The organism is Levilactobacillus mulengensis (assembly GCF_003946045.1).
In the GTDB taxonomy this organism is placed as follows: Bacteria; Bacillota; Bacilli; order Lactobacillales; family Lactobacillaceae; genus Levilactobacillus; species Levilactobacillus mulengensis.
Genome location: NZ_RHNW01000001.1, coordinates 378032 through 390719, shown reverse-complemented (window position 1 = coordinate 390719; position 12688 = coordinate 378032). Strand labels below are relative to the sequence as shown.

The following is a 12688-nucleotide window of genomic DNA, read 5'->3' as shown; positions in this document are numbered from 1 at the left end:
GTCAATCTCCTTAATTAGCCGAAACGTACTTCAGTAGACCCCGTTGCCATTCAATGTAAGAGAGAATCAGCAACACGCCGGTGACCAGGGCCGTCCACAGCAGCAACCAGGTTGGCCGGTTGTGGCCGAACTGGGCCGGGACGTTGGTGATGGCCAGTGAGGGGATGACCCACAAAAAGAGCTGTTGGATCACCCGCGGATAAATCTTGGCCGGGCGCGCGGACGCGTCCATCAGGTCTTCTGGCAGGCCGTTGAGCGCGGACAGGCCGTCGACCCAAAAGGCCAGTGTGACCATGATCTGGTTGAGGGCGAAGACAAAGCCGATGCCGATCACCACCGCGACCAGGTAAAGGCAGAGGTTCAGCGGTGTCGGGTGCAATTTACTTAGAATCACGCCCTCGATGACGCCGGTCAGCAGTAGCGTGACCAGCGAAGGAAAGTCCACCCGGTAACAGGCGTGAAACCAGTACGAGTTGACCGGCCGCAACAAAGAATAGTCCAGGTTGCCGTCCAAAATTTGGTCAACCAGGTTCTCGTGGCCCGCGACGAATAGGAATTGGTAGGCGTAGCTGATGAGATTGGCCGTGGTGATGAGGTTCAGGTAGTCGAGAAAATTCCAGCCGTAAATGGTGGGGGTAAACGAGAAGTATACGCCACCGGTGATCAACTCGATGGCGTAGAACAGGACTCCGAAGAGGGCGGTCAGCACGGTCGTCACCCGGTAGGTCATGGTCTCCGCTAAGCTTTGCGTGACCAGCACGCGATAAATTTTCAGCATTAGCTCCCCACCCCCTCATAAGAGCGGATACCCCGGGGCCAAACAACCTTCAGGATACCCAAGGCGACGACGGCCCACCCCAACGCCCAACCGCCCGCCAGTAAAATTTGGTTGAGCGACAGTTTGCCTAAAAGCAGGAGCGTCAGTTGGTTACCGGCCAGGGAAAAGGGATTATAGATCAGCCAGGCAAATGCCGGTGGCAACACTTGAAGCGGAAAGGCTTGTCCCCCTAACAGGAGGAAGAGCGCGTTCAGCACGGGCCGTAGCGGCCAGACCTGCACCAGCCAGAAGCTACACAGGCTGATGGCGGTGATCATTAGGAAAAACATGCCATAGGTCAGCCCCATCAAAACTAGGCTGCTGAGCCCGTACAGCAGGCCGCGGCGAAGGACGGGACTGATAAAACCGGTCGCCAGGCCATAGATGACTAGAAAGGGCAGGGCCCGCCCCAGGTAATCCCAGAAGCTTTGGATAAAATAATTGATGGGACGCATGAGCACGACGGAGAGGTTGCCACTGCGGACCAGTCCGCTGAATTTGAAAATGGGTTCTGTGGAAAAGATAAGGGCTAAAACGTTGACTACAATCAGGTAGATGACCATCTGATTGGGTTGGATGCCGGCGATGTCGCTCCGACCGCTAAAGCTGTAGACGGCCAGCCACATGAAGATGGTGACCATGACATTGACGGCGGTCATCAGTAGGTGTAAAACCAGGTTGCCCCGGTAGGCCAGCGTGGCCATCAGGGCGTTTTGACAAGTCAGCCAATATTTCATTGTGTCGGCGCCTCCTCGGAAAACAGTTGGGTGAGAATGGCGTCCAGGCTCCCGTTGTGCCGGTTGACACTTAAAATGTGGCGGGGGTCGATCGGCAAGGTCGTTAGCGCGGTCGCATCAATTTCGTAATGGGTCGCATCCACCTGGCGCACGTGCTCGGGTAGCGGTTCCAACGGCACGTCGGTCACAATTTCCAGAAGGGGCACGGTGGCGTAACGACTGATCAGACCGGTCGTCGTGCCGTCAAAAATCTTGTGACCGTAATTGATGACCGCCACGCGTTGGGCCAGGGCCTCGATATCTTTGGTGTTGTGGCTGGTCAGGATGATGGTCATCTGGGTGTCGTGATTCAGCTGCTTGAGAAAGCGGTAAATGTTGGCCTGACTACTGACGTCGATACCAATCGTGGGTTCGTCCAGGAAGAGAATCTCGGGCTTGTGGATCAGCGCACAGATGAGTTCAAACTTGATCCGTTGGCCCAGTGAGAGCTTCCGAACGGGCACGTGGAGTTGCGGCGTCACGGCCAGTTCCTTGGTGAGAAACGCCAGCCAGGTGGTGAAGGCGGCGTGGGGGATGTGGTAGATCTCCCGCAGGAGCACCAGAGTATCCAGTGGTGGCAGGTCCCAAGCCAGCTGGCTCTTCTGGCTCAGCATGACGCCGATGCGCTGGAGGAAGGCCGGCCGCTTGCGAAAGGGAACCTGGTCGGTGAACAGGCGGACGTCACCGGCATTAACCGGCAGGATGCCCGTCATCAGCTTGATCAGGGTCGTTTTACCCGCCCCATTGGCGCCTAGGAGGCCGAGAACCTCGCCCCGGTTGACGTGGAGGGAAATGTCTTGAACAGCCGCGACGGTGCTTTTTTGACGGTGAAAGAGGTCGTGCCAGGCGCCGCTGAAGCCGGCTTGCTTGGTGAAGGTCACGTAGCTAAAATTGGCGTGGTCGACCGTAATAATGGGTGAGGGCATAGATGTCACTTCCTAACCATGAGAAATTTTAATTATTTTCTCATCATTTTATCATTATACACGTCTAGGGCAGTTTGACCAGTCCCACCACTGGAAACGGGGCAGTTAGGTGAAAGGAAACGCCAGGCTTGCAAAACCGCTTGAAAATGGGTAAACTAGGCAATACTGGATTTATGCGACCTTCAAATCGTAGATTCTCCAGAATCTTAGAGAAATGATGGTGATATCATGCAGGACAACAGCCACACACGGGTTGTCGTTGGTATGAGTGGCGGGGTCGATTCCTCCGTTGTCGCTTTGCGCTTAAAGCAGCAGGGCTACGACGTGATCGGCGTCTTCATGAAGAATTGGGACGATACGGACGAGAACGGGGTTTGTACCGCCACTGAAGACTATAAAGATGTCGCAAAGGTTGCCTCACAAATTGGCATTCCTTACTACTCCGTCAACTTTGAAAAGGAATACTGGGACCGCGTGTTCACGTACTTCTTGGACGAGTACAAAAAGGGTCGGACGCCGAACCCCGATGTGATCTGCAACAAGGAAATCAAGTTCAAGGCTTTCTTGGATTACGCCTTGGAATTAGGTGCGGACTATATCGCAACGGGTCATTATGCCCAGTTGACGCGTGACGAGAACGGCGACGCCCACTTAATGCGGGCCGTGGATCAGAACAAGGACCAGACTTACTTCTTGAGTCAGCTCTCAACGGAGCAGCTGGACCGCGTGATGTTCCCAATCGGTGACCTGGTTAAGCCCCAGGTCCGTGAGATTGCGAAGGAAGCCGGTTTGGCCACCGCTGATAAGAAGGACTCCATGGGAATCTGCTTTATTGGTGAAAAGGGTCACTTCAAGGACTTCTTGAACACGTATCTGCCAGCCAAGCCCGGCAAGATGATGACGGTCGATGGCGAGGTCAAGGGTGACCACGCCGGATTGATGTACTACACGATCGGTCAGCGTCGTGGGTTAGGTATCGGTGGTGACGGTGAGGATAACGAGCCTTGGTTCGTGATTGGTAAGGACTTGACCAAGAACATTTTGTACGTGGGCAAGGGTTACCACAACTCTCATCTGTACGCAACGCACCTGTCCGCTTCGGACATTCACTGGGTCAACACGATTGACCGCGGCAGTGACTTCCACTGCACAGCGAAGTTCCGTTACCGGCAAAAGGATACTGGCGTGACCGTTCACTTGAGTGAGGACGGCCAGCAGGTCACGGTTGAATTCGACGACCCAGCCCGGGCCATCACGCCTGGTCAGGCCGTTGTGTTCTACAACGGTGACGAGTGCTTGGGGAGTGCCATCATCGACGCTGCCTACAACAAGGACCGCGAGTTACAGTTAATCTAATCTTTCAGCTCCCAATGAACCGGCTCGCCGGTTTCATTGGGAGCTTTTTGGTTACACGGGTCGTTGATGGGCCGCCTTACCGGGCGGAGAAAATGGGATCGGAACGCTGAGGGAAGGACGTCTAGAGCCAAAGAGCGGTCTCTAGACTCGCTTTGAGCCGAAGCCCGCGTCTCAAAGTCGCCATTTTCTGAGCAAGCCACTCAGAAAATCCCACAGCTGGACCCATTTTCTCCGCCCTCACGGCTCACGACGGCGGTAACCAGCTCCTATCGAAATAGTGGACTGTTTCAAAAAGGCTGAGACTGTCGTGAGGGGGTGAGTCGTCAGTCCTTAGACAGGTGTGACTGGTCTAGTTGGTGAGTGGCACGCGGTGGGCAGGGCGGTCTTTGACCTTGTTTCTGAGCCGAAGCCCGCGTCTCAAAAACACCACTTATTATGAGAACGAAGCGTTCTCACAATAAGTCCCACGGCTGAACCTATTTTCACCATCCCTGCGGCGGAGACGGCGGTAACTGGCAGCTGATGTGGTGGCGAGGCTGGTTTAATGGGAAGCTGGCACTGATTTGGCTACTGGTAACTCTCGGTCAAGTTGTGGGGATGTCCTGGCAGAGCAACTTTAGGTGGAAGGATGTTCTAGTTGGCTTAACTTTAATTAAGAGTGATTAGTCAACTTAAAGTGGTAGGCACGATGGCAGTAGATAATAATGCCATCGACCTGAGTGAAAGAAACAACCGTAAAATTCAAATCAGTCCGTTCTTGGGATGCCGGAGCGGAGGTGAATCGTCGGTGGGGACAGCCAGAGCGAAAGGGGGACGGGGATAGAACCCTGTGTCGGTGGTGTTAGCTGGGTGGGCTTCCCAGCTTTACAGCACGGGACGACCTTTGAGACGTGGGCTTCGGCTCAAAGGCGAGCCGGAGGACCGCTTCTTAGGCCGCAGGCGGTCCCCACAGGGTGGCAATCCCCGTCCACCGAAGCGGCAGGCCGTCCCCGCCGACTAATTCACCGCAGCGGAGGCAGACCAAGAACCCCAGCAATTTGAATTTTCTAACGGATGTTTCTTTGAAAACTTAGGAAAAACTGGCATAATATAGACTATGTGACTTTACGGAAAGGACGGCAACAATTTTGAAATTATACTTTATTCGCCACGGCAAGACCGAATGGAACCTGGAAGGCCGCTTCCAAGGCGCCGGGGGCGATTCCCCGCTGTTAACCGAGAGCTATGACCAAATGGTACAGGTTGGCCGCTTCTTAAAGAACACGCCGTTCACCCACGCGTACGCCAGCCCCATCAAACGGGCCCGGGTGACGGCCCAACACGTGGTCAAAGAATTACACCAACAGGTGCCGCTGACGCTGGTTAGCCGCCTGGAGGAATTTCATTTAGGCAAGATGGAAGGCATGGCGTTTACCGCGGTGCGCGACCAATTTCCCGCCGAGCTCGATGCCTTTCGCAATCATCCGGACCAATACGATGCGGCGAAGATTGGTGGGGAGACGTTTACCCAGGTGATCGACCGGATGACGCCCGCCATTCAAAAAATTGTGGCGGCTAATTCCAAGCCGACCGACAACGTTCTCATCGTCAGCCATGGTGCAGCCCTGAACGCGGAAATCAACGCGTTATTGGGGACGCCACTGGCCGACCTGCGGAAACGTGGCGGTCTGCGAAACACCAGTGTGACGGTGCTGGAGACCGTGGACGGGCACCACTACGACCTGGTCGACTGGAACAATACTAGCTTCTTGACGGCAACTGCGACGCCAACCGATACAATTTAGGTGATAAAATGACTGAAGAAAAAATGACCCGCGATGCGGATAAACAAAAATCAGAACAACTCGTCCATCAATTGGTTCAACGAATTAACACCCATCCTGGTGATGCGGAAGCGTACTATGAATTGGCCACGGTGCTGGTCGACCTGAACTCCTACGCGCAAGCCGAGGAACTCCTGATGAAGGCCCTCGGACTCTTTGCGACCCAACCGGCCGTGGTGGAAAAGTTGCGCTACGGACTGGGCAACGTGTACTATGCTGCGGAAGACTATTCCAAGGCCATCCAGCAGTTTGATCAGCTGGGTGAGCGGTGGAAGGGTGCCGGCTACCTGATGATGGCGCAGAGCTACATGGCGAATGGCGACCACAAACGGGCGCTGGCCTTTGCGTTAACGGCGCTGACTAGTCAACCGAACGACGAGGCGACCCTCCAGGTCATGGCCGAAAACCTGTTGGCCTTAGGTAACATGGACCAGGCGGCCGAATACTATGATCGCGTGCTCCAACTGGACGCCAAGAACGGCCGGGCTCACTTTGACCGTGGCTTGGTGGCCATGGTCTTAGGCCAACCCTACCAGGACCATTTCGCACAGGCTAAGCAACTGGACCCCACGTACTATGAGAAGGGCCAGCAACGGCTAGCCGACATCGAACGCTTCGTGCAAACGCAACGGGGCAAGACTGACGACCAACAGTAAGGGAGGCGCACAGATGGCAACCGAATCGCTCGATTTATTTGAAGAAAGTGGCGCGCCTCAGGCCGATTATGTGGTCGGCACCGTCAGTGCGGTCTTTTTTGCCAGCAACGATAGCTTCTACAAGGTCATGCTGGTCAAGGTTTCCGAGACCAGCTTGGACTGGCACGAAGACGAGATTGTCGTCACCGGAAACTTTGCCGATATTAAGGATGACGTGACCTACCGCTTCACGGGTAAGCGCGTGGAACACCCCAAGTACGGGGTCCAATTTCAGGCGGATAACTATCAAAATGAAACGCCAACCACCCGCAGCGGCGTGGTCGGCTATTTAAGCGGCGACGACTTCCCCGGGCTGGGCAAGAAGACGGCCGAGAAAATTGTGGATGCTTTGGGCACCAACGCCATTGAAGAAATTTTAAACGATCCGGCGGTGCTCCAGCCACTTGGCTTGTCGCCCAAGGTGTCGGCGACCCTGATCAGTCAGCTCCAGACCAACAACGGGATGGAACAGATCATCATCGGACTCAACGGTTACGGCTTCGGGAGCACCTTGGCCGCGGCCATTTACAACCGGTACCAGGAAAAAACGCTGGACGTGATTCATGAGAATCCGTACCAATTGGCCGAGGATATCAACGGGGTCAGCTTTCGGCGAGCAGACCAAATCGCTACCCAACTGGGGTACGCGGCGGATAAGCCCGAACGATTGCGGGCCGGCCTGTTACAGACGCTCAACGACCTGTCAGTAGCCAACGGGGATACCTATACCACGGCTAAGCCATTGTTAGCCAACGCGTTGAGCCTGCTGGAAAATTCCCGCAACGTGCGCTTGGACCCAGCCAAGCTGGCGGATGAACTGTTAGAGCTGGCTAAGGAACAGAAGGTCGTGGGCGATGACCAGCGGATCTATTTGAAGACGCTCTACGACGCCGAATGGCAGATTGCCGAGCACCTTCAGCGGCTATTAAAGGCGGACGATTCGCCGGCCAAGTTCAACGATGATGCCATCCGTAAGCAACTCCGCATCGTGGAGAAGCAGGGCGACATCGTGTACGATGAGTCCCAAACGGCGGCGTTGACCGCGGCTATCCAGGCCAAGGTCATGCTGCTGACCGGGGGACCCGGGACCGGGAAGACCACGATTATTCGCGGCCTGGTCAATTTGTATGCCCGCATGCACGAGGTCTCTTTAGACATCAACGAATACAAGGAAAAACCGTTTCCAATCCTCCTAGCCGCGCCAACCGGGCGGGCGGCCAAGCGGATGAGTGAATCGACCGGCTTACCGGCCAGCACGATTCACCGCTTGTTGGGCTTGACCGGTCGGGAAGATAATTTAGATGAGGCGGCCACCAACGACTTAGAGGGCGGGCTGTTGATCATCGATGAAACGTCGATGGTCGACGTTTACCTGATGAAGACGCTCTTGCGGGCCGTGCCCGTGGGCATGCGAGTCGTGCTAGTCGGCGATAAGGACCAACTGCCGTCCGTCGGCCCCGGTCAGGTCTTTCACGACCTGTTGGCCAGCGACCAGCTGCAAAAGATTCAGCTCGATACGATTTACCGACAGGGGGATGGCTCGTCCATCATTCCGTTGGCCCACGCCATCAAGTCGGGAAAACTACCGGCTGACTTTACCAAGAACCAAAAGGACCGGTCGTTCATCGCCTGCCACGCTAATCAGGTGGAGAGCGTGATCGACCAAATCGTTCAGAAGGCCCACGCCAAGGGCTTTTCTGCCAGTGATATTCAGGTGCTGGCGCCCATGTACCGGGGCTCGGCCGGGATTGACCGGTTGAACGTGGTGTTGCAGGACATTTTGAACCCGAAAAAGTCTGAGCGGACCAAGGAAGTTGAGTTCCGTAACCAGAAATTTCGGATTGGTGACAAGGTCTTACACCTGGTCAATAGTCCTGAAAACAACGTGTTCAACGGGGATATCGGAGTGATCACCGGGATCGACCTGGCCAGCGATAAGCACAGCGAGGTCAAGAGTGACCAGCTGACGATTGCCTTTGAGCAGACCGAGGTCACGTACGCCCGCAACGACTGGAACCGGCTGACTCTGGCCTACTGTATGTCGATTCACAAGTCGCAGGGGTCCGAATTTAAAATGGTGATCCTGCCCATGGTCGGTCAGTATAACCGGATGCTTCAACGGAACCTGTTGTATACGGCGGTGACGCGGGCAGCGGACATGCTGATCCTCCTGGGTGAGCCGCGGGCCTTTGAGGCCTGTGTCACCAGCCTGGGCGTCAACCGGCGCACCACGCTGACGACGCGAATCCAAACGGTGTTGGACCCAGACGGAACGCCCGTGACGCCTGCGAATCCGGCAGAATCGGCGCCAGTAGCTGAATCCGAGACGCCTGAACCGGTTGCGGCACCAACCACGGATGAGGTGGAAACACCCGAGCCAGCAACAGGGGATACGGCGTCGACTGACACCGCGGAACCCACGACGCCAACGGATTACCGCCTGACGCCGGAACTGGTTTTGAGCCGAAAGATTGACCCCATGATCGGTATGCAGGGTGTGTCACCCAAACAATTTATGCCATCCGTCTAAAATAGCGGTTGCAAGCGTTGCGTTTCCGGTCAAAGATTGCGATAATAAAGACAGAAAAAAGCGCACTGCTGGGCGTCAGTTGGTCTGATTAAGATGACCAGCGCCTGGCAGAACGTCAAATATACGAATTTGTGGAAAACCCACAGGGAGGCTGTTATGGCAGAACACGTCGAAGCTGGCAGAATGAAAGTCTTTGCTTTGAACTCGAACCGACCACTCGCCGAAAAGATTGCGAAGGCGGCAGGTGTCGAATTAGGGAAGGCAACAATCAAGCACTTTAGTGACGGTGAGATTCAGATCAGTATTGACGAAAGTATTCGGGGGGATGAATTGTTCCTGATCCAATCCGTTTCGGATCCGGTTAACACGAACCTGATGGAATTATTGATCATGGTGGATGCCGCACGGCGGGCCAGCGCTGAGAAAATCAACGTGGTCATTCCGTACTACGGTTACTCACGGGCCGACCGTAAAGCCCGTTCCCGCGAACCCATTACGGCTAAGCTAATTGCGTCCTTGTTGCAAATGGATGGCGTCAATCGGGTGATTGCCTTAGACCTGCATGCGGCTCAGCTGCAAGGATTCTTTGACATTCCCGTTGACCACCTCCAGAGTGACCGGTTACTAACCAGCTACTTTGAAAACAGCACGACCTTGGCCGATGAGGACATCGTTGTGGTCGCTCCCGACCATGCGGGGGTCAGCCGGGCCCGGCGGTTAGCCGAGTTACTGGGCGCGCCAATCGCCATCATCGACAACCGCTCCGATACGGAGAACGCGGCGCATCCCGAGGCTGTCATTGGGGATGTGAAGGGCAAGCACGCCATCTTGGTGGACGATATCATTGATACCGCCATCCGAATCACCGTTTCCGCCGACGCCTTGAAGAAGGCCGGTGCGGCGGACGTTTACGCGGCGGCGACCCACGCGGTTCTGTCCGGTGACGCGACCCAACGCATCAACGATTCCGTGTTGAAGAAGGTCGTCATCACCGACTCCATTCAATTGCCAGAGGACAAGCAAAGCGACAAGTTTGTCGTGATGTCCGTCGGCGACATGTTTGGAAAGGCCATCGACCTGATTTACCATGAAGAACCCGTCGATTCCTTGTTCCACAAGGCACCTAAGCGCCAAAAACAGTAAAAATATAAGTTGCGTGAAGTGGTTGAGAAAATAATCTCGACCACTTTTTTGTGCGACGATTAATGTACAGGTTTGGTACGGCAATGTACAGATTTAAAAAGGGCTTTACAACCTTTTGTGCCTTTGCTATAGTGAACGAATCGGGGTGATTGGGAAAAATTGGGGAGGTCAGGATTTTGTCTAATTGGAAAACTTTTGGGATCGATGCACCACTCGTTCCCGTACTATATTTATTGGCGGCGGTCTTCTTGTTTGTGCAGGGTTACGTGTTGCGGCCATCAGCGCCTATCGTGCTGGAGGTGATTGCGGCGGTTATCGTGTTCGTCGAAGGGGGCCTGTTCTTACATACCACGGTCCGGGGAAAGTATCGGCTGTTTGATCAGCTGATTCCGCGACTGGGTGTGCAGGCGACTGACCAGATTCTGGATCTCGGCTGTGGTCGGGGAGCGCTGTTAACCCGGTTGGCCGGGCGATTAGAAAAGTCGGGACAAGCCGTGGGACTGGACTTGTGGCATTCGCGCGACCAGTCGCATAACGCCGCGGCGGTCACCCAGCGAAACGTAACGGCATTAGGGCTTACCGACCGGGTCAAATTAGTGACTGGCGACATGGTGGCTTTGCCCTTTCCGGACGACCAATTTGACGTTATCACGACCAGTTTTGCGTTGCATAATATTCATGGCGTCCAGCAGCGGCAGCGGGCACTACAAGAGGCGGTCCGGGTGTTGAAACCGGGCGGTCAGTTGGTCATCATTGACACCGGCCATCACGCCGCTGAGTATCGGCAGATGCTCAGTGCGGCGCAGTTGGATGTTCGGGAAGCCCATTCGCTGGGCATCAATGGGTGGTGGTCTGGCCCCTGGATGAATAGCTACTTGGTGCGCGGGGTTAAGTTGTAAAGCGCCAGAGCTTTTACTTGTAGTTAAGCGTACGAGAACAAGATAAGGTCCGAAACCAATTGACGGTTTCGGACCTTATTTGTAGAATACTAAATCATTTTCATGTGAATTGATTTCCGGTCATAATCTAAATACCGCTCGAGCCAGTTCTGGCCGGCCGTTAAGACCACGCAACAGAGCCAGTAGAGAATGGCAATCGTGATGTAGATCGTCATGTAGTCCTGATTGGCTCCGGCCACAATTTTTGCGTCCATAAACATTTCGGTCACGGTAATCATGGCGGCCAGCGAGGTTCCCTTGAACATGTCCAGCAGAATGTTGCCGAGCGCTGGAATGCTGATGCGGAAGGCCTGCGGAATGATGATCAGACGCATGACCTTGCGGTAGGGCAACCCAATCGAGTAGGCGGCTTCGTACTGGCCGTGGTCGATCCCCAGGAATGAGGACCGAAAGACCTCGGACACGAACGCCGCGGCACCAATCGTAAACGAAATGATGGCGGCGGGGATGGCGGTCAGGCCAAAGCCGAAGTAGACGATGAACAGGACGACCAGCATGGGCACGCCGCGCATAAAGGAAATATAGGCGCGAGCAATCCAGTGAAGCACCCGAATGTGGCTGAGCTGCGCCAGCGTCAAGAACATCCCCAGAATCGTGGCCAGCACGAAGGCCATTAAAGTTAGGTAGATGGTCATCGGCAGTCCCGCCAGAATCTGGGGGATGGACGACCAAGCCAACTTGGCGTTAAAAAATCCCGGAATCGAGAAATATTTTAGCACAGTGGCGCCACCTGACTTTCTATTGACCCGTGTACTTAGACTTAATGGTGAAGTTCTTAGAGATCTTCACGTTCGGCTTCTTCGTGACATCAGCGCCATAGTACTTTTCAGAAATCTTCTTGATGGTGCCGTTCTTCAATAATTTTTGAACTTCTTTATCGACTTCGGCCTTCAGCTTGGTGTTGCTCTTCTTCATCAAGATCCCCACACCCTGACCATCATCGCTGGTGGTAAAGTACATGTTCTTGATCAAATGCAGACCGTTGTTAGGAATGGCCTTCAACGCCAGTTTTTGCAGGTAGTAGTCGTTCATGATCATATCGGTCTTGCCATTTTTAACGTCCTTCAAATAAACATCATTCGAAACGTTGTCATAGTTGACCAATTTGGCACCAAGTTGTTGAGCTAGCCGTTGATAACCCGTTCCGGCTTCACCAGCGGACTTCTTACCCTTGATGTCTGACCAGTTGTGGATGCCGGAGTCATTGCTGTTCCGGACCATGATACTGTTGAAGGAGTGCTTGTACACCGTGGACAGCGCGTACTGCTTCTTGCGGGCAGGGGACAGACCAAAGTCGTTAGCTGCCATATCGGCCTTACCCGTGTTGACCGCCGTTAACTGCCCGTCAACGCTGAGTTCCTTGAACTCAACCTTCTTGTGCAAGCCTTTGGCGACGGCGCGGACAACTTCAATGTCATACCCCGTCAGCTTGCTGTTCTTGGAGGTGTGGAACGACGTGGGGTACAAAGTCCCGGACGTTGCCACAATCAAGGTCTTCTTGTTAGCAACCTTGGTATTCGTTGACTCCGACGACGATGAGTTCTTCCCGCAACCAACGAGACCGACGCCCATCACTAAGCTTAAACCTAAACCTAAAACCAACCATTTCTTCGTCTTATTCATCAATTTTTCAGTCCTTTCAATTTGTGACCTAAGACTTTTT

At 54.4% G+C, this 12688-nt stretch carries 11 protein-coding genes; 6 read left to right on the top strand and 5 right to left on the bottom strand.

Annotated features, from left to right (window positions below; translation table 11 throughout):
* Nucleotides 1-10: 10 nt before the first annotated feature.
* Genes EKM84_RS01800 through EKM84_RS01790 form a run of 3 tightly spaced genes read right to left on the bottom strand, consistent with a single transcriptional unit; the run spans nt 11 to nt 2519 of the window.
* The gene (locus EKM84_RS01800; RefSeq protein ID WP_125763050.1) at nt 11-778 is read right to left on the bottom strand and encodes an ABC transporter permease; all 768 of its coding nucleotides are present in this window, start codon (nt 776-778) and stop codon (nt 11-13) included.
* Nucleotides 778-1554: an ABC-2 family transporter protein gene (locus EKM84_RS01795; protein WP_125763048.1), complete on the bottom strand. Its 777-nt coding sequence runs from the start codon at nt 1552-1554 to the stop codon at nt 778-780. Before EKM84_RS01795 ends, EKM84_RS01800 begins: the two co-directional genes overlap by 1 nt.
* Complete coding sequence (locus tag EKM84_RS01790) at nt 1551-2519, bottom strand: ABC transporter ATP-binding protein (protein WP_125763046.1); 969 nt, start codon at nt 2517-2519, stop codon at nt 1551-1553. Before EKM84_RS01790 ends, EKM84_RS01795 begins: the two co-directional genes overlap by 4 nt.
* Nucleotides 2520-2747: 228 nt before the next feature.
* Here EKM84_RS01790 and mnmA point away from each other — a divergent pair, with 228 nt between their 5' ends.
* From mnmA to EKM84_RS01760, 6 genes are all read left to right on the top strand, one after another.
* Nucleotides 2748-3875: a tRNA 2-thiouridine(34) synthase MnmA gene (gene mnmA, locus EKM84_RS01785; RefSeq protein ID WP_125763044.1), complete on the top strand. Its 1128-nt coding sequence runs from the start codon at nt 2748-2750 to the stop codon at nt 3873-3875.
* Nucleotides 3876-4999: 1124 nt separating this feature from the next.
* Complete coding sequence (locus tag EKM84_RS01780; protein ID WP_164511276.1) at nt 5000-5659, top strand: histidine phosphatase family protein; 660 nt, start codon at nt 5000-5002, stop codon at nt 5657-5659.
* Between the two features lie 8 nt (nt 5660-5667).
* The gene (locus tag EKM84_RS01775) at nt 5668-6354 is read left to right on the top strand and encodes a tetratricopeptide repeat protein (protein ID WP_125763040.1); all 687 of its coding nucleotides are present in this window, start codon (nt 5668-5670) and stop codon (nt 6352-6354) included.
* Nucleotides 6355-6367: 13 nt separating this feature from the next.
* Entirely contained in the window at nt 6368-8923 is a 2556-nt protein-coding gene (gene recD2, locus EKM84_RS01770; RefSeq protein ID WP_125763038.1) for an SF1B family DNA helicase RecD2, read from the top strand.
* 156 nt (nt 8924-9079) lie between these two features.
* Nucleotides 9080-10066 carry a ribose-phosphate diphosphokinase gene (locus EKM84_RS01765; protein ID WP_125763036.1) on the top strand — a complete coding sequence of 329 codons (987 nt, stop codon included), beginning with the start codon at nt 9080-9082 and terminating at the stop codon, nt 10064-10066.
* 176 nt (nt 10067-10242) lie between these two features.
* Nucleotides 10243-10965, top strand: a complete 723-nt coding sequence (locus EKM84_RS01760) for a class I SAM-dependent methyltransferase (RefSeq protein ID WP_164511269.1) — start codon at nt 10243-10245, stop codon at nt 10963-10965.
* An 89-nt stretch (nt 10966-11054) separates the two neighbouring features.
* Here the strand turns inward: EKM84_RS01760 and EKM84_RS01755 are convergent, their stop codons facing one another.
* Both EKM84_RS01755 and EKM84_RS01750 read right to left on the bottom strand, forming a co-directional pair.
* Complete coding sequence (locus tag EKM84_RS01755) at nt 11055-11744, bottom strand: amino acid ABC transporter permease (RefSeq protein ID WP_125763032.1); 690 nt, start codon at nt 11742-11744, stop codon at nt 11055-11057.
* 19 nt (nt 11745-11763) lie between these two features.
* On the bottom strand, nt 11764-12648 hold the full coding sequence (locus tag EKM84_RS01750; protein WP_125763030.1) for a transporter substrate-binding domain-containing protein: 885 nt from the start codon (nt 12646-12648) through the stop codon (nt 11764-11766).
* Between the last annotated feature and the right edge of the window lie 40 nt (nt 12649-12688).